We start from the raw sequence: 18389 nt of genomic DNA, 5'->3' as shown, positions 1-18389 counted from the left end.
ATGGTCCCTCCCGTGCTGATTGCTCCTTCCATTCTGGCGGCCGACTTCGCCCGGTTGGGAGACGAGGCGCGCGCCGTCCAGGCGGCCGGCGCCGACTGGCTGCACATCGATGTGATGGACGGCCATTTCGTGCCCAACCTGACCTTTGGCCCGGCCGTGGTACGGGCCCTGCAGCCGCTGACGGCGCTGCCGCTGGACGTTCACCTGATGGTCCAGCCGGCCGATCCCTGGATCGCCCCCTTCGCCGAGGCGGGCGCCACCACCCTGACGGTCCATCCCGAAGCCGGTCCCCATCTGCACCGCACCCTGCAGGCGATCCGCGCCCATAACTGCAAGGCCGGGGTGGCGCTCAACCCGGCGACCCCGGCGGCGGCGATCCGGCCGGTGCTCGACCTGGTGGATCTGGTGCTGGTGATGACCGTCAATCCGGGCTTTGGCGGCCAGGCCTTTCTCGATTCCCAGTTGGCCAAGATCGCCGCCGTCCGCGCCATCCTGGACGACGCCGGCAGCAGCGCCGCCCTGCAGGTGGATGGCGGCATCACCGCCGCGACCGCGCCCCTGGCCATCGCCGCCGGCGCCACCGTGCTGGTCGCCGGCTCCGCTGTCTTCAGCGGCGCTTCACCGGGCGCTGTGTCCGGCGCCGCTGACTACACCGCCGCCATCGCTGCCCTGCGGGGCGCCAGCCGATCATGAGCCTGGCAGAGAAACGCACCTTCAGCGGGGCCGGCGCGCCACAGCGCAACAGCCGGCCGGCGGTGCGCGATGTGGTGCGGCCGGTCAATCCCCGCGACGGTCAGCGCGCCACCTCCGGACTCGCCACCCGTCTGCTGAACGGCGCGGCGGAGCTGCTCTATCAGACGCCGCTGTGGCGGCTCAGCCTCGGCGGCCGCCGCCTGCATCGCGCCACTGCCGGGCCGACCGATCTGTGGCCGGGCGATGGCGAGCGCGGCCGCGCCGTGCTCGCCGGCATGCTCATCGCCGGGCCCATCGCCGCCCCGCTGCCCATGGGGCCGCAGCCGGCTAACCTCGCCGCCGCCGGCGATAACGACCCGGCCGCACCCTGGGCCATCGCGACGCGACCCGATGACTGGATCGCGGCGCTGCACGGCTTCCGCTGGCTGCGTGACCTGCGCGCCGTCGGCGGCAATGAAGCGCGCCAGCGGGCGCGTGACCTCACCACCCTGTGGCTCGACCGCTATGACCGCTATGACCGGTTGGCCTGGCGCACCGACATCCTGGCCGAACGACTGGCCGCCTGGCTTGGCCTGTGGGGCTTCTTCGCCGAATCCGCCGATGACGCCTTTCAGCGACGGCTGGCTGCCGCGGCCGGGCGTCAGGCGGTCCACCTGCGCCGCGCCGCCGGCCTGATGCCGTCCGGCACGGGCCGCATCCATGCCCTCAAGGCGCTGGTCCTGGCCAGCGCCACGCTCACCCGCGCCGACCGCTGCCGGGCCCGCGCCCTGGCCCTGCTGGGCGGCGAGCTGGAGCGTCAGGTGCTGGCCGATGGCGGCCACGCCAGCCGCGCGCCGTCAGCCGGGCTGACCATCTTCCGTGACCTCATCGACATCCGCGCCGCCCTGCTGGCCAGTCCCGATGCGCCGCTGCAGCGGAGCGAAGGCCTGCCGTCGCCGGTGCCGGACGTATTGCAGCGCACCCTCGACCGCATGGCGCCGGCGCTGCGGCTGCTGCGCCACGGCGACGGGGCACTGGCCCTGTTCCATGGCGGCCAGAGCGACCTCGCCTGGCAGGTGGACCTGGCCCTGACCCAGGCCGACGCCCGTGGCCGCACGCCGCAGAACCTGCCGTATAGCGGCTATCGTCGGGTGCATACCGGGCGCAGCCTGCTGTTGTTCGATGCCGGCGCGCCGCCGCCGCCTGGCTTCGACGGGCGCGGTCATGCGGGCACCCTGGCTTTCGAGTTCTCCGTTGGCCGTGACCGTCTGCTCACCAACTGCGGGGCGCCGGCGGCCAATGACACGCGCTGGGCCTTTGCGCTGCGCGCCACTGCTGCCCACAACACGGTGACCCTGGGCGATACCAATACCTGCGAGATTCGTCCCGACGGCGCGCTCGGCCGCCGCCCCGACAGCGTTATCGCCACCCGCGAGGAACGCGACGGCGAGACCTGGCTGGAGGCCAGCCATGACGGCTATGGCCGCGCCTTCGGGCTGGTCCATCGCCGCCGCTTGTGGCTGGCCGCGGATGGCGGGGACTTGCGCGGCGAGGACAGCTTCGAGCCGGTGCTCACCGCCCGCGGCCGGCCGGCCGGCCGGCGCGGCGATGGTGTGCCGGCGGTGGCCCGCTTCCACCTTCACCCGGCCATCAAGGCATCGCTGGTGCAGGGCGGACGCCAGGTGCTTGTGCGCCTGCCATCGGGCGAGGGCTGGCAGTTCCGCGCCGGCAGCGGCGAGCTGGCGCTGACCGAATCGGTCTATATGGGCGACGGCGAAAGCCAGCGCCGTAGCCAGCAGATCACCGTGTCGTGGACCATAGCGCCAGAGGTGGCGGCGGCGTCCGCCCGCGCCGTGTTGCAGGCCGGCGGCGTCCATCCCTCGGCCAGCTTGCGCTGGTCCCTGCGCCGCCTCGAAAAGAGCTAGGCGCAACGGTCAGAGTGTCTTGTCCATTTCCATGACCGGCGTGGCGGCGCCATCGTCTGTATCGCTGGCAGGACCGCGTCGCACATAGCCGAGTCGCTCATAAAAGCCGACCGCCCACATGACGGACTCAAGACGCATGTGACGGGCGCCCTGGCCGGCCATGACCTGTTCCGCCCGTTCCAGCAGCGCCCGGCCGATGCCACGCCGCCAGTACCGCGGATGAATATAGATCGCGTCTACATAGCCGGCCGGGCCCGCCGGCGAGGTGAGGCAGAAGCCGGCGAGTACCTCATCGCTTAGAGCAACCGCATAGTCATCGCGCCGTGTCGCGGCACGTACCATACGCTGTGTGATGACCGGGACTACCGCGTCAGGGGTTCGTCGCCAGGCGCGCATCTGGTGCGGGCTGGCGCGACCGGCACAGGCCGCACGAATGGCTTCATCACGCAGCCGCGCCAGCGCCGGCGCATCCTCCGCCCGGGCCGGACGGAGGACCAGCGTCGCTACAGAGTCCACCGGCCATAGCCATCGGCCAGGGTCACCTCGCGCCACATACCCTTGATGTCGGCCACCAGCCCACCGCGCCGTACCAGGCGGGTCAGATCCTCGGCGGTAAAGCGGCGATAGGTCTGGTGCGCCACCGCGCCGACCACCAGATCGAAGCCGCCCGGCGGCCGCTGGCCGCCGACGATGCGGAGGCCGTATTCCCGTTCGGCCTCGCCGGGGTCGGCCAGCGGATCGTGCACCACCACGTCGAAGCCGCGGCCGGCCAGGCCGCCGATCAGGTCCGCCACCCGGCTGTTGCGCAGGTCCGGCACGTCCTCCTTGAACGTCAGGCCCAGCACCAGCGCCCGTCGGGCTGGTCCGCCGCCGTCCGCCGCCGCGCTCGCCGCCGTCGCCTCATCACCGGTGACAGCGCCCGCAAAGGCATCGGCGATTTGCCCGGCCAGGAAGGTGCCCATGGCGTCGTTGATGCGGCGACCGGCCAGGATGACTTCCGCCTCATGGCCCAGACCGGCGGCGAACTCCGCCAGATAATAGGGATCAACGCCGATGCAGTGGCCGCCCACCAGGCCCGGCTGAAACGGCAGGAAGTTCCACTTGGTGCCCGCCGCCGCCAGCACGTCGTGCACCGGAATGCCGGCCTTGGCGAAGATCATCGCCACTTCATTGACAAAGGCGATGTTGATATCGCGCTGGGCGTTCTCGATGACCTTGGCGGCCTCGGCGGTGCGAATGCTGCGCGCGGCAAAGACCCGCCCGCCGTTGATCCGGCCATAAAGTCGCATCAGCCGGCGCAGCGTTGCCGCGTCCTCGCCGGCCACCACCTTCTGGATACGCTCCACCGTATGCTCGCGATCACCGGGGTTCATGCGTTCGGGCGAATAGCCAAGGACGAAGCCCGTGCCGCGCGGTCGGCCCGACGTCTCGGCCAGAATCGCCCCGCAAATGTCTTCGGTGACGCCGGGATAGACCGTGCTTTCCAGAACCACCATGGGCGGGGCGGGGGGTGTCTCGCCGGCGGCGGCTGGTGAGGCGGCAAGCGCCCGGCCAACCATCCCCATGGCGCTGCGCACCGCTGTCAGGTCCGGCCGCCGGTCGCCATCGATCGGCGTCGGCACCGTGACGATATAGGCATCGTGCCCGGCCAGGTCGGCCGCATCCGCCGACAGCCTCAGCCCGCTCTCCAGCAGGTCCGCCGCCGCCACCTCGCCGGTGCGGTCATGGCCGCGGCCAAGCGCCGTGATGCGCTCGTGATCAATATCAAAGCCGGTGACCGGCCCGTACCGGGCCAGCGCCACCGCCAGCGGCAGCCCCACATAGCCAAGGCCGATGACCGCAATGGCGCCCACCGGCGGGGCGCTCTCGCTCTGGCCGGCCCGCCCTCGGCTGGCACCGACCTGGCTGGCCCTCCCCCGGCTGTCGCTCACCCTGTTATCACTCACTGGTGGCTCCTCACCCCGTGCCGGCCGGCCGGTGATCCGGCCGCTGCCAGGCGACGCTGGGGCGGACCTACCGTTCGACCGGCGATTCTGTCAACTGCCGGCCTGGTGTATGGTCCGCTCATGTCCGGTCTGTTCAGCCCCCAGCGCTTCTTCCGCACCCGCCGTGCGCCCCTTGTCCTGGCCCATGACGTGATCGTCGCCGGCCTGGCCTTCGGGCTGGCCCTGGCGCTGCGTGTGGGCGGCTCCATCGCCGCCTATGACCTGGCCTGGCTGGCCAGCCACGCGGCGGTCTATATGGCCATCGTCGCTGCCGCCGGCCTGGCCACGGGCCTGTATCGTGGCGTCTGGCGCTACGCCTCGACGCCGGAGTTGCTGACCATTTTGCGCACCGCCAGCGTCGCCGTCCTGGTCTTCACGCTGGCCGTCTTCGCGGTTACCCGGCTGGCCGACATGCCCCGTTCTCTGCCGGTCATTCTGTGGTTTACCACCGTCGCCTTCCTCGGCGGCCCGCGCTTCCTGTATCGCCTGCTGCGGGAAAGCCGGCAGGGCCGCAAGGCGCGCATGGCCGGACTCGAGCGGGTGCCGGTCCTGCTGGCCGGGGCCGGCGACCGGGCGGAGCTGTTCCTGCGCGACCTCAACCAGACGCCCGACGCCGCCTACCGGGTGGTCGGCCTGCTGGACGACAAGAGCGGTCGCGTCGGCCGCGCTATCCTCGGTGTGCCGGTGCGCGGCCGGCTGGACGATCTGGCCCGGGTGATAGACGACCTGCGGCGGCACGACGACGCCCCGCACCGGCTGATCCTGACTACCGACAAGCTGCCTGGTGAAGCGGTACAGCGTCTGTTCGACGAAGCGCAGCGACTGGCCCTGCCCATGGCGCGCCTGCCGCGCCTCACCGACTTTCGCAGTGACGATGGGAGTCATGACGGCGGGCATCATGACGACGGAACACTGGCGCCGGGCGCCGCCGGCCAGCCAGTGGCGCGCCTGCGCCCCATCGCCATAGAGGATCTGCTGGGCCGGCCGCAGACCGCGCTCGACCGCGCACCGGTGGAGCGCCTGCTGCACGGCCGGCGGGTTCTGGTGACCGGCGCCGGCGGGTCCATCGGCAGGGAGCTGGCCCGCCAGATCGCCGCCTATGGCCCGGCCGCTCTGGTACTGGCCGACCTCAGCGAATTCGCTCTCTATCAGGTGGACCTGGATATCAACATGGCGGCGGCAGATGTGGCGCGCCACGCCCGCCTGTGTGACGTGCGCGACGGGGCGGCGCTGGACCGCCTGCTGGCCGAAGGCCGGCCCGACCTGGTTTTTCACGCCGCCGCGCTCAAGCATGTTCCCATGGTCGAGGCACAGCCGCTCGAAGGCATCCGCACCAATACGCTGGGCACGGCGGCGCTGGCCGATGCCTGCCGCCGTGCCGGCGTCGCCCGCATGGTTCTCATCTCCACCGACAAGGCGGTCAATCCCAAAAGCGTCATGGGTGCCACCAAGCGCGCCGCCGAACGCTATTGTCAGGCGCTGGATCTGGCGCGCGGCGACGGCAACGGCCATGCCACCCGCTTTGTCACCGTGCGCTTCGGCAATGTGCTGGGCTCCACTGGCTCGGTGGTGCCGCTGTTCCGCCGGCAGATCGCCGCCGGCGGTCCGCTCACCGTCACCCATCCGGATATGCGGCGCTATTTCATGACCGTGCGTGAAGCGGTGGAGCTGATCCTCCAGGCCAGCGCCGCCGCCGGGCCCGAACAGGCCGGCGCCATTCATGTGCTGGACATGGGCCGGCCGGTCGCCATCCTCGATCTGGCCAAACGCATGATCCGCCTCGCCGGGCTGGAGCCCGAGCGCGATATCGCCATCACCTTCACTGGCCTCCGGCCCGGCGAGAAGCTGGACGAGGAATTGTTTCATGACGGCGAGCCGCCGGCGCCGACGGCCCTGCCCGGCATCCTCCAGGCGCGGCCGCGCGCCGGCGACGTGGCAGAGATCGCCGGCCTGCTGAAGCCGCTGGCCGAGGCGGTGGCCCGTCATGATCGGGCGGCGGCGCTGTCGATCCTGTCCCGCCTGGTGCCGGAGTTCAGCCCCGACGCCGCCGCCACCCCTGACGCCGCCGACGTTGACGCCGCCGCTGATGGCAAGGTGGTGCCCCTGCGCGGTCGTCCCGCATGAGTGGGCCCGCATGAGTGGGCCGGGCGACAGGGTAGCCATCCGTCGCGCCCTTCTGTCGGTGGCCGACAAGACGGGACTGGCCGATCTCGCCCGTGCGCTGGCGGCGCGTAATGTGGCCCTGCTGTCCACCGGTTCCACCGCCGCCATGCTGCGTCAGGCCGGCCTCGCCGTCACCGAGGTTGCGGACATCACCGGCGTTCCGGAGATGATGGATGGCCGGGTCAAGACATTGCATCCACGCATCCACGGCGGGCTGCTGGCCCGGCGCGACGCGGACTCCCACAACGCAGCTATGGCTGAGCATGGGATTCCGGCCATCGACCTTCTGGTCTCCAACCTCTATCCGTTTGAGCAGCGCCTGGCCGACGGTGCCGGCTTCGACGCTCAGGTGGAAGAGATCGACATCGGCGGCCCGGCCATGACTCGCTCCGCCGCCAAGAACCATGACTTCGTCACCGTGCTGAGCGATCCGGCGCAGTATGATTCCTTTCTCAGCGAGTTCAGCGCCCATGACGGCGCCACCTCGCTCCACTTCCGCCGGCGCATGGCGCAGGCCGCCTTCGCCCGCACCGCCGCCTATGATTCGCTGATCCAGGCCTGGCTGGCCCGCCAGATCGGTGACCAGTCGGCCGCGCCGCGCCACCTGGTTAGCGCCGGCCGTCTGGTCCAGACCCTGCGTTATGGCGAGAACCCGCACCAGACCGGCGCGCTCTACGCCGACCCGCTATCGCGCGGGCCGGCCATCGCCACCGCCCGGCAGGTGCAGGGACGCGAGCTGTCGTGGAACAACATCGCCGATGCCGACGCCGCCTTTCAGCTTGCCGCCGAGTTCGCCCGCCACCACCAGGCCGCCTGCACAATCGTCAAGCACGCCAACCCCTCCGGCGTGGCGCTTGCCGACTCGTCCGCCGCGGCTTATCTGGCGGCGCGCGCCGCGGACCCCGACAGCGCCTATGGCGGCATCATCGCTTTCAGCCGGCCGCTGGACGAGGCCGCCGCCCGCGCCGTCACCAGCCTGTTCGCCGAAGTGGTTGTCGCCCCCGCCGCCGACGATGCGGCATGCGCCGTGCTCGCCGCCAAGCCTAATCTGCGCCTTCTGCTGACCGGCCCCTGGCCTCCGGCGGGAGCGGTCCTGTCCGGTCCCATTCTGCGTTCGGTCAGCGGCGGCTGGCTCGCCGGCTCCGGCGATCACGCGGTCAGCACCGCCGCGGACCTGCGGGTCGCCACCCGCCGCCGGCCGGATGACTCACAAATCGCCGACCTGCTGTTCGCTTTCACGGTGGCCAAGCATGTGCGCTCCAACGCTATCGTCCTGGCCCGCGACGGCCATACGGTCGGCATCGGCGCCGGCCAGATGAGCCGGGTCGATTCCGTGCGTCTTGCGGTGGACAAATCAGAGGCCGCCCGTCACGCGGCGGCAGAGGCCGCGCCGCGCAGCCATGGCGCGGTGCTGGCCTCGGATGCCTTCTTCCCCTTCGCCGATGGCCTGCAGGCGGCGGCCGATGCTGGCGTCACCGCGGTCATTCAGCCGGGCGGCTCCTTGCGTGACGAAGAGGTGATCGCCGCCGCCGACGCCGCCGGCCTGGCCATGGTCATGACCGGGGTTCGTCACTTCCGGCACTAGCCCCTAGAGCCAGCGCCGCACCCGCCCCTTATAGGCCCGATAGTCCTCACCGAAGCGCCCCTCCAGATAGCGCTCCTCGCGGCTGATGACGCCCCACTGCATGACGGCGATGGCCGGCAGCGCCATGATCAGCACCCACAGGCTGCCGATCATCAGGCCGAGCCCCAGATGGACCAGCGCCAGGCTCAGATAAAGCGGATTGCGACTGAAGCGGAACGGGCCTGTTATGATCAGCGCGCGGGTCGCATGGAAAGGATCAACCGGCGTTCTGGCGCGGCGAAAGCGCGGCACGGTCATCACCGCTATCGCCAGCCCCGCCGCCAACAGCAGCACGCCGAATGACGACGCGCCGGTGTGCAGCATCGTCGGCCACACCCATTCCGCCACCAGGCCAAGGGCGATGGCCCCGGCGAAAATCAGCGGTGGCGGCGCCACCACACCGGCGGTGGTGTCATCCAACATGCCGCCACCCGGCTCTGGCCCGGACTCCGGCCCGGATGCTGGCCCGGTATCTGCTCCGCCGTCTGACATGATTCCCCTCCGATCGTACCGATTGCCGGCCAGACCCCTGTGACCGCGCGCCTGGCGCAGGCATGCTGGCACCCGTGAGCGACGGCGACCAGCATAACCTTGACCAGCAGGACGGCGGCGGACCGGTGCCCGGGGGGCCGGTAGAGGCGCGACCGCTCCTGCCGCCCGCCACCGCACCTGACGCCGGTCTGTGGCGCAACAGCCTCGCCCTGCTGGCGGAGAATCTGTCCCACTGGATAGGCCGCGCCAGCCAGCGGGTTCGCCACCGCCCGCCCGGTCGCGCCGATGTGACGGCGGAGGTGCGCCTCACCGAAGCCCGCCTCGCGCGCTTGTCCGCACTTGCCGGCCAGCCGGCGTTCGGCGGCCGCATCGCCCTGCTGGGCATGGGTCGCCACGCCGGCCTGCCCCTGCTGCTGGCCTGGGCCGGTGCCTCCGTGGTGGTCATCGAACGGTTCGACCGGCGCTTCGGCCGCCAGGACCAGGAGGCGGTGGCCGAGGCTCTGCGCCAGCGCTACCTGTCGCCGCGGCGGCGCATCCGTCAGGACTATGCGGCAGCGGGCGAAACCGGCGACGAGACCGCCGGCGATCTCAGCATCCACTTCGGCCAGGCGGCCCAGGCGGTCCTCGCCGCGGCCGGTCCGTTTGACGTCATCCTGTCGGACTGGGCGCTGACCGCCGACGCCGCCCCGCTGGCCTTGCTGGACGCCATGGCGGCGGCGCTGCGGCCCGGCGGGGTCATGGTCCACGATGTGCCGCTGGACGCCGGCACACTCTTTGCCGGCCACCATCCGCTGACCTTCCTGACACCGGGCGAGGCGGCCTGGCGCCTGATGTCCGCCGCCTCGGACCGGCCGGCCCGCCTGCGCGCGCCGGCCTATGGCGCCTGGCTGCGGGCGGCCCGGGCCGGTGGCCGGCTGGCCGATGGCGAGCTGCGGGTTTGCCGCATCGCCCAGACGACCCTGCCAACGCCTCTGTCGCTGGAGGAGGCGACCGCGCTGGCTGATGACGATCTGCGCGCCCGCGCCGCCGCCTTCGTCGCGCCTGTGCGGCCGCGCCTGGCCCGGCCCTTTCGCGGTCTCGGCGATCCCGACCTGGCCATCAGCCACATCACCGTCACCGCCCGCCGCGCCTGAACCCGCCTGCGTCCCGCCTAGCCTGGATCCCGGCCACCGGGCAGGCGCTGCGGCAGCAGCAGGATCAGACCCACCGCCACCAGGGCGACGGCGCCGGCCATGCCGGCGCGCTGGCTGTCGAACATCACACTCAGCCAGGCGAACAACAGCGGCCCCACAAAAGCGGTGATCTTTCCCGACAGGGCGAACAGGCCGAACATCTCGCCCTGCATCCCGACCGGCGCCAGCCGCGCCATGGCCGAGCGGCTGGCCGACTGCACCGGGCCGAAGAACAGGCCAAGCGCCGTGCCCAGAATCCAGAACATGGTGATGTCCGTGGTCAGCAACAGCGGCAGGCCGAGCCCGATCATCGCCGCCAGCGACACCACGATCACACGCTTAGGCCCCAGCCGGTCGTCGAGCCAGGCCATGGCCGCCGCCCCGATCCCCGCCGTCACATTGATGACGATGCCGAACAGCAGCACCTGCTCCAGGCTCAGACCGAAGGTGCCGGCCGCGTAGATTCCGCCAAACGCAAAGATGGTATTGAGCCCGTCGATATAGACAAGGCGGGCGATGAGAAAACGACCGATGGCGCTATAGCGTCGGGCCTGACGTACGGTTTCCACCAGCTCCCGGAAGGCCCGGCCGATGATGCGACCCGGCTGGCGGATGCGCGCCGTCCCGTCCGGCGTCCAGATGAACAACGGTACGGCAAACACCGCCACCCACGCCGCCACCAACAGCGCCGTCGCCCGGACCGGGCCGGCGGCGTGATCGTCCAGACCGAACGGCGCCGGCTCCGCCTGCACCAGACCGAAGAGCGCGATCACCAGACAGGCCAGGCCGCCGGCATAGCCAAGCCCCCACGCCCAGCCGGACCAGCGGCCAAGGCGACCCGGCGGCGTGATCGGCAGCAACATGGCATTGTAGAAGACGATGCCCACCTCGAAGGCGAAGTTGGCGACCGCCACCAGCAGCAGCGCCGCCAGGGCAAAGCGCGGCTCCGGCTCAATGAACCACAGTCCGGCGGTGGCCGCCGTCATCAGCAGCGTCAGGCCGCCGAGCCACGGCTTGCGCCGTCCGCCGGCATCGGCCAGCGCCCCCAGCAGCGGGCTGGTCAGGGCAATGGCCAGCGCCGACAGGCTGATGGCCACGCCCCACTGGCTGGCGCCGCTGACCGGATCGACCGCCACCGCCTGGGTGAAATAGGTGGCGAAGACGAAGGTGATGATGATCGTGGGAAAGGCGGAGTTGGCCCAGTCGAAGACCGCCCACGCCACGCGCCCGCCGGTGCCCCGTGTGTGCCGTGTGCCTCCCGCGCCGCCGCGACCGGCCTGGCCCTCGCTCTCGGGCGTCGCTGTCATGGCCGCACTCTAGGCGGCGACCGCCGGCCTCGCCAGCCGCGCCACGCCCGGCACGGTATCCGGCTCTAGTCCTGAACCAGACGGGCCAGGGCCCGCGCCGCGACGCTCAGCATGGCGAACTCCACCACCGGCTGCGTGCGCAACTCGCCGATCACCTGCTGTACCCGGGTCACCGCCACCGGGTGATGTCCGGCCCAGGCGTCCAGCGGCGTCACCGCCGGTTCACTCGCTGGCCGGCTGGCCGCATCGGCCAGAATGTGCGCCGTCACCGCCGACTGGCGGGCAAAGGCGTCGTCCACCAGCGCGGTCTGGGCCTGACGCTGCCAGTCATTGTCCGGCGTCAAACTCATGGCCGCATCACGCAACCATTCAAAGCCGAAGCGGTCGCCCACGGCGAAGTAGCAGCGGCCCACATCCTCCACCTCGGCGCGAACCGCGTCGGCGATGCCGACGATGTCCGGTCCGGCGGCCAGGGTCTCCAGGCTGGCCACCCGCCGCGCCAGGTCCTCGGGTACGCCGCGCGTGGTGTGCCGACCGGCGCGGGCGGCAAGCTCGGCTTTCTCGCCGTCCATCATGATGCTGTCCAGCGATGCGGCCAGGCGGGCGATGCCGGGGGCGAAGGCGGCTACCGCGTGGGCGACGTCCTCGACGCTCTCGGCCGTACGCAGCAACCACAGGGTCACCCGCTCCAACAGGCGGATGGTATCCAGCTGCATGTCCATCTGCGCCGCCGCCGGCACACTGGTATCCAGCGCCTCGATGGCCGCCCACAGTGAGCGCAGATCGAAGGAGTCCCGGGCAATCGCATAGGCCCTGGCCACGTCTGCCGCCGGCCGGCTGGTGCGTTCCATCATCTCGTTGGCAAAAGCGACGCCGGCCCGGTTGATCAGCGAGTTGGTGACGCTGGTGGCGACGATCTCGCGGCGCAGCCGATGATGCCGGATGTCCTCGGCGTAGGTCTCGCGCAGGCGCGTCGGAAAATAGCGCACCAGATCGTCAATCAGCAGGCTGTCATCGGGCAGGGTCGACTCGATCAGCTCTTCGTACAGATTGATCTTGGCGTATGACAGAAGAACAGCGAACTCCGGCCGGGTCAGCCCGCGGTGCGCCGCCTGACGCTCCGCCAGAACCTCATCGTCGGGCAGGTTTTCCACCACCCGGTTCAGCTTGCCCTGACGCTCCAGCCGCAGCATCAGACGCTTCTGCGCGCCGAGCATAAGAAAGCCGCGATGTTCGGCAATGGAGATGGCCTGGGCCTGCAGGTAATTGTCGCGCAGCACCAGCAGCCCCACCTCGTCGGTCATGCTGGCCAGCACGTCGTTGCGCTGCTTGCCGGTCAGCTCGCCGTCGCGCACCACCTGGTCCAGCAGTATCTTGATATTGACCTCGTGGTCGGAGGCGTCCACCCCGGCCGAATTGTCTATGGCATCGGTGTTGATGCGGCCGCCCTTGCCGGCCGGTCCGCCATTCTGGGCATAGGCGATGCGGCCAAACTGGGTCAGCCCCAGATTGGCCCCTTCCGCCACCACCCGGGCCCGCACCTCGCCGGCATTGACCCGGATGGCGTCATTGGCCCGGTCGCCGACCTCGCTGTTGCTCTCGTGCGCCGCCTTCACATAGGTGCCGATGCCGCCGAACCACAACAGATCGGCATCCGCCGTCAGGATGGCGCGCATCAGCGCGTTCGGCGTCACCTCGTCCTGGTCAAGGTGAAAGCGGGCGCGAATCTCCGGTGTCAGCTTCAGGCTCTTGGCGCGGCGTTCATAAATGCGGCCGCCGGCGCCCAGCGCCGCCGGGTCATAGTCGCTCCAGGCAGAGCGTGGCAGGTCGAACAGACGCTGGCGTTCGGCGAAACCCCTGGCCGTGTCCGCCTCCGGGTCGACGAAGATGTGCATGTGGTTGAAGGCGGCCAGCAACCGGATGTGCGGGCTCAGCAACATGCCATTACCGAACACGTCGCCCGACATGTCGCCGACGCCGACCACGGTAAAGTCCTCGCTCTGGGTGTCGCGGCCCATTTCGCGGAAGTGGCGTTTGACCGATTCCCACGCACCCCGCGCGGTAATGCCCATCTTCTTGTGGTCATAACCGTTGGCGCCGCCGCTGGCGAAGGCGTCGCCCAGCCAGAAACCGTATTCCAGAGCGAGCGCGTTGGCGATGTCAGAGAAGGTGGCGGTGCCCTTGTCCGCCGCCACCACAAGATAGGGATCGTCATCGTCGTGACGCACCACCTGGGGCGGCGGCTGAATCGAATCGCCCAGCCGATTGTCGGTGATGTCCAGCAGGCCGCGGATCAGCGTCTGATAACACGCCACCACTTCCTCACGCAGCCCGTCACGGTCCGCCGGCGGGCGCTTGACCACGAAGCCGCCCTTGGAGCCCACCGGCACGATGACCGCGTTCTTCACCATCTGCGCCTTCATCAGGCCCAGAACCTCGGTGCGGAAATCCTCGCGCCGGTCCGACCAGCGGATACCGCCGCGCGCCACCTTGCCGCCGCGCAGATGGACACCTTCGGTGCGCGGGCTATAGACGAAAATCTCCACCATCGGCCGCGGCAGCGGCAGATCGTCCACCTTCTGGCTGTCGAACTTGAACGACATGTAGGACTTCGCTCTGGCTACGCCATCGCTGCCCGTGACGGTCTGATAGACGTTGGTGCGCAGGCAACTTTCCACCAGATTGAGAAAGCCGGCCAGAATGCGATCCTGGTCGGGGTCTTCCACCGCGTCGAGGCCGGTCCGGACTTCCGCCGCCAGGGCGGCGGCCTTTTCGTCGCGGGAGGCATCATCCTGGGCCGGGTCAAAACGGCACTGGAACAGGCGGATGATAAGACCCGCCAGATGCGGCTGGGCGGCCAGCGCCGCTTCCATGCTGGCCTGACTGAAGGTGGTGCCGGCCTGGCGGCGGTACTTGGCCAGGGCCCTGACACCGCTGATCTGGCGACAGTTAAGGCCGGCCGCCAGCACCAGCCGGTTGAACCCGTCATTCTCCGCCCGGTCATGCCACGTCTCGCTGAAAGCCACGCGAAACAGATCGCCGATGGCCTGCAGGTCCAGATCGTCGGCGCCTTCGGCCTGGGCGTGGAAATCATGGATCCAGATGGGCTCGGACCCTTCCGGCTTGATCTCGTGGGGAATCTCGCTGATGACCCTAAGGCCCAGATTCTCCAGAATCGGCAGGATATCAGACAGGGGAATCGGCCCGCCCCTGTGGAACACCTTGAAGCACAGGCGGTTGGCCGGCGCGTTCGCCGGACGATAGAGCTTGGTGGCGATATCGCCGGTCTGTCGCACCTCTTCCAGAAAGGCGATGTCGCGCACCGCCACCTCCGGCGACACCGCATCGCGATAGGACAGAGGAAAGGCCACCGCATAATCCCGCAGCAGGGCCAGCCCGCGCTCCTCGCCCAGTTCCTGGACCAGTGCCTGGCTGTGCTGGTCGGTCCAGCTCTGCGCCGCCAGCGCCACCTCTCGCTCCACCTCCGCGGTGTCATAGTCGGCGATCTGGCCGGGCCGGGTGCGGATGATGTAGTGGATACGCGCCAGGACGCTGCCGTCGGCCAGATGCGGATAGAAGGTGCTGACCTGGCCGTTCACGCGTCGTGCCAGAATCTCGCCGATGTCCGTGCGCAGCCGCGTGTCATAGGCTTCGCGCGGCACGAAGACCAACGCCGAGACGAAACGGCCGAACGGGTCGTTGCGCATGAACAGGCGCACCCGCTGGCGCTCGTGCAGATTCAGAATGCCGATGGCCGTGTCGTACAGGGTCTCGGTGTCGATCTGAAACAGCTCGTCGCGCGGAAAACTCTCCAGCACGTTTTCCAGCGCCTTGCCGTTGTGGCTCTGCGGGTCAAAACCGGCGCGGCTGATGACCTGGCGCACCTTGCGGCGCAGGAAGGGGATGGAGTTGGCCGGGTGTGAATAGGCGGTGGACGTATAAAAGCCGACGAACACCCGCTCCGCCACGGCCACGCCGTCCGCATAGTCCTTCACCAGAATACAGTCCAGGTGCGCCGTGCGATGCACCGTGCCGCGCAGATTGGCCTTGGTCGCCAGCAACACCTGCGGCTGCAGCAGGAACTCCCGCATCTCGGCCGAGGCCGCTCCGGCCTGGCGCAGGCCACGGAAGACGACCACCTGATCGTCGCGCAGAATGCCAAGGCCGGAGCCGGCGCGCACATGAAAGGCGGTGTCGTGGGCATTGCCGCGCACGTCATACTCGCGGTAGCCGAGAAAGGTGAAATGACCGTCGCGCAGCCATTCCACAAAGGCGCGGCTCTCCATGATCTCGTCCGGCGACACCGGCGGCGGATCGCTGGCCAGGCTGGCGACCACTGTTTCCGCCTTCTGCCGCATGGCCTGCCAGTCGCCCACCGCCGAGCGCACATCGCCCAGTACGGCGGTGATACGCTGTTCAATCGCCCGCAGCCGGGCGTCGGCGGTCTGTTCGTCGATCTGCAGATGCATGCAGGATTCGGCGATGGTCCGGGGGAAGGTGTCCGCCCGGTCGCCGCCGCCATTGGCAATCGCCGGCCGCGCACTGCCACTGTCGCCGGGGCCGCCACTGTCACCGGAACCACCGGTCCCGGCGTCATCCCTATGGTCGCTGTCCTTGACCGCCGCTTCGTCGGCCCCTTCCATCTCGTCGTCGATAAGGGCCAGTCGGCGGCCGTCGCCGTCGCGCTGCACCCGCACGACCGGATGAATGATCAGGTGCAGGGCCAGGCCATCGGCGGCCAGCGCCCGGGTGATGGAATCCACCAGAAAAGGCATGTCGTCGTGGATGATGTCCACCACCGTGTGCGGCGATTTCCAGCCATCGGACTCAGGATCCGGGCTATAGACGCGGATGCGCGGCGTGAAGGTTCCACCCGTCGCCATGTCCGTGACCGGCGGCCGGCTGTCGCCCAACCGCCACAGCGCCAGCGCCGCGGCGGCCAGCTCGCGCGGCGCCGCCGTCAGCACATCCTCCGGTGGCACATGAGCATAGAAAGCCCGCACGAAACGGGCCGCATCCTCCGCCGCGTCCTGCCCCAGGCCATTGGCCGCGCGCGCCGCTTCGGCGCCGACCCGATCGATCAACTCCTGCAGCCGGTTGCCGGTGGCGGCTTGGCCCATGGTTGCTCCCGTCTGGCGCAAAGACGTCTGGTACAGGGACGTCCGGCGAAGCGACATCTGGCGTGACGTCTGGCGGACCGGCGCCGGCCAGCCCGGCCGGCGCTCCTCGCCGGCCGGCCATGTTTACCATAAACCCTTAAGCTTTCCTTAGTGTTGCGCCGCCGCTTCGCGGCCGGATCGTCGCGCGCCTGTTTCGCGCCCGGATGGCCCTATGGCGACGAGGTGGCGGCCCGACCGGTTGCGGCCAGCCTCACGCGCCGCCGGAGCCGCCGCCTGAACCGCCGTCCTCCTTATCGGCGACAAAGTTCATCGCCGCCGAATTCATGCAATAGCGCAGGCCCGTCGGCGCCGGCCCGTCATCGAACACATGGCCCAGATGGCCGTCACAGCGGCTGCACACCACTTCGGTGCGGCGCATGAACAGGCTGCGGTCCTCATGCTCGTTCACGGCCTCGCCGTCCGCCGGCTCGTAGAAGCTGGGCCAGCCGGTCCCGGACTCGAACTTGCTCTCGGAGCGGAACAAAGGCTGGCCGCAGCACACGCAGGTGTAGGTTCCGGCCGCATGATTGTCCCAGGTGCGGCCGGTGAAGGGCCGTTCGGTGCCTTTGCGGCGGGCCACCCGGTATTCCTCCGGCGACAGTTGCGCCTGCCACTCCGCATCACTCTTCACCACTTTGCGGCGCACCGGGTCCGGCGCGGCGGTGCCGGCGGTGGCCGGCGGGCGGGTATCGCTCATGACATCTCTCCTTTGGCGGGCCGTTGCAGCGCACCGGCCACGATCCGGACGGTTTCGGCCCGGCTGCGGCCGTGGTCCATGGTTTCGCGCGTCTCTTCTCCATATGGGCTTTCGGCCAGCCGCTGGAAGACCCAAGCCGCCCCGTCGTGAAAATCCCCGGTCACCCCGGCCGCGCGGAAGGTGGCGGCGATCTCTTCCATTTCGCCGATCCAGCGCCCGGCATCGGCCGGCAGGCGCGGGATCGCTCCGTCCAGACTGGCCAGCGCCGCCGCCTGGCTGTGCGCCAGTTCCGCCACAAGCGGCTCTGTCACGGCAAGCTGCTCGGCCGCCAGCATGACCGCCGTGTGCAGGCTGTTGGTGCCTTTGGTCAGCGCCGCATAAACCATCTTCAGGGCCGAGGCGCGACCGACCTCCGGCCCCAGATCCATGACTGCGAATCCCATGCCGTCCAGCGCCCCCATGGCGCCGGTGGCCGCGCCGCTCACATAGACACGCGGGCCGGCGCTGCCGGCGGCCGGCGGCCCGCCGACGATGCCGCCATCAATGAAGGGAGCGCCCGCCGCCGCGATCACCGCGGCGATACGCCTGGCCGTGGCCGGCGATACGGCGTTGAGATCCGCATAGGCCGGCCGTTGCCGAGGGCCGCCGCCGGCGGTCATGGCCGCCGCCACCGCCTCGGCCGTGGCCAGCGCCGCCGCCGGCGGCACCACCGACAGCACCAGATCGGCACCGGCCAGCAGCCCGGCCAGATCATCCGCCAGGGCCAGGCCACCACTCTCCGCCCGTGCCCGGCTGGCGGCCGAGCGTCCGGCGAGGCAGGTGGTGACCCCAAGGCCGGCGCGCACCAGGGCGGCGCCCACCGCCGCCCCCATGATGCCGGGCGACAGCAGGGCGATACGGCGTGGCGTGTGGCTGTCAGTCATACGCCCAGTCTAGCACCGGCCGGCGCCATTTCACCGCCGCCCGCGCCCTGCCCGCAGCGCCGGCCTCTGTCTTTGTCTCCGGTCTCCTGCCGCCGCCCATGCCCCCGTCTCTTGCAAAGCGTGGGCGCGCCGCTATCATCCGCCTCCGCCCCGCGGCCAGCGCGCCACCGGGGCCGGAGCGGGCGGGCGTAGCTCAGTGGTAGAGCACAACCTTGCCAAGGTTGGGGTCGTGAGTTCGAATCTCATCGCCCGCTCCAATTCCTGCCCATT

The 18389-nt window shown here is 70.0% G+C and carries 12 protein-coding genes and 1 tRNA gene; 6 read left to right on the top strand and 7 right to left on the bottom strand.

Going from position 1 to position 18389, the window contains the following annotated elements; all coding sequences use genetic code 11:
* Positions 1-693: a ribulose-phosphate 3-epimerase gene (gene rpe / locus RIE31_00530; protein MEQ8639088.1), complete on the top strand. Its 693-nt coding sequence runs from the start codon at positions 1-3 to the stop codon at positions 691-693.
* Positions 690-2597, top strand: a complete 1908-nt coding sequence (locus RIE31_00525) for a heparinase II/III family protein (GenBank protein MEQ8639087.1) — start codon at positions 690-692, stop codon at positions 2595-2597. Before rpe ends, RIE31_00525 begins: the two co-directional genes overlap by 4 nt.
* A gap of 9 nt (positions 2598-2606) precedes the next feature.
* Here the strand turns inward: RIE31_00525 and RIE31_00520 are convergent, their stop codons facing one another.
* On the bottom strand, positions 2607-3113 hold the full coding sequence (locus tag RIE31_00520) for a GNAT family N-acetyltransferase (GenBank protein MEQ8639086.1): 507 nt from the start codon (positions 3111-3113) through the stop codon (positions 2607-2609).
* A complete protein-coding gene (locus RIE31_00515; GenBank protein MEQ8639085.1) occupies positions 3101-4543 on the bottom strand; it encodes a nucleotide sugar dehydrogenase in 1443 nt (480 codons plus the stop codon). Before RIE31_00515 ends, RIE31_00520 begins: the two co-directional genes overlap by 13 nt.
* 120 nt (positions 4544-4663) lie before the next feature.
* Here RIE31_00515 and RIE31_00510 point away from each other — a divergent pair, with 120 nt between their 5' ends.
* Together RIE31_00510 and purH are read left to right on the top strand one after the other, a co-directional pair.
* Positions 4664-6706, top strand: a complete 2043-nt coding sequence (locus RIE31_00510) for a nucleoside-diphosphate sugar epimerase/dehydratase (protein MEQ8639084.1) — start codon at positions 4664-4666, stop codon at positions 6704-6706.
* 10 nt (positions 6707-6716) lie between these two features.
* On the top strand, positions 6717-8330 hold the full coding sequence (gene purH, locus RIE31_00505) for a bifunctional phosphoribosylaminoimidazolecarboxamide formyltransferase/IMP cyclohydrolase (GenBank protein ID MEQ8639083.1): 1614 nt from the start codon (positions 6717-6719) through the stop codon (positions 8328-8330).
* A 3-nt stretch (positions 8331-8333) separates the two neighbouring features.
* On the opposite strand, the gene RIE31_00500 is transcribed toward purH, so the two are convergent.
* A complete protein-coding gene (locus RIE31_00500) occupies positions 8334-8861 on the bottom strand; it encodes an isoprenylcysteine carboxylmethyltransferase family protein (protein MEQ8639082.1) in 528 nt (175 codons plus the stop codon).
* A gap of 62 nt (positions 8862-8923) precedes the next feature.
* On the opposite strand from RIE31_00500, the gene RIE31_00495 reads away from it, so the two are divergent.
* Positions 8924-9994, top strand: a complete 1071-nt coding sequence (locus tag RIE31_00495) for a hypothetical protein (GenBank protein MEQ8639081.1) — start codon at positions 8924-8926, stop codon at positions 9992-9994.
* A gap of 17 nt (positions 9995-10011) precedes the next feature.
* Here the strand turns inward: RIE31_00495 and RIE31_00490 are convergent, their stop codons facing one another.
* The 4 genes from RIE31_00490 to RIE31_00475 form a co-directional block, all read right to left on the bottom strand.
* Complete coding sequence (locus RIE31_00490) at positions 10012-11340, bottom strand: MFS transporter (protein ID MEQ8639080.1); 1329 nt, start codon at positions 11338-11340, stop codon at positions 10012-10014.
* 65 nt (positions 11341-11405) lie between these two features.
* The gene (locus tag RIE31_00485) at positions 11406-16460 is read right to left on the bottom strand and encodes an NAD-glutamate dehydrogenase (protein ID MEQ8639079.1); all 5055 of its coding nucleotides are present in this window, start codon (positions 16458-16460) and stop codon (positions 11406-11408) included.
* Positions 16461-16710: 250 nt separating this feature from the next.
* Complete coding sequence (gene msrB, locus RIE31_00480; GenBank protein MEQ8639078.1) at positions 16711-17196, bottom strand: peptide-methionine (R)-S-oxide reductase MsrB; 486 nt, start codon at positions 17194-17196, stop codon at positions 16711-16713.
* Entirely contained in the window at positions 17193-18119 is a 927-nt protein-coding gene (locus tag RIE31_00475; protein MEQ8639077.1) for a DUF1932 domain-containing protein, read from the bottom strand. Before RIE31_00475 ends, msrB begins: the two co-directional genes overlap by 4 nt.
* A gap of 182 nt (positions 18120-18301) precedes the next feature.
* Here RIE31_00475 and RIE31_00470 point away from each other — a divergent pair.
* Positions 18302-18376 (top strand) — tRNA-Gly (locus RIE31_00470).
* The last annotated feature ends 13 nt before the right edge of the window (positions 18377-18389 follow it).

This window comes from Alphaproteobacteria bacterium (assembly GCA_040218575.1).
GTDB lineage: Bacteria > Pseudomonadota > Alphaproteobacteria > JAVJRE01 > JAVJRE01 > JAVJRE01.
The sequence above is the reverse complement of the archived record's forward strand: the minus strand, read 5'-3'. Positions and strand labels throughout refer to the sequence as shown.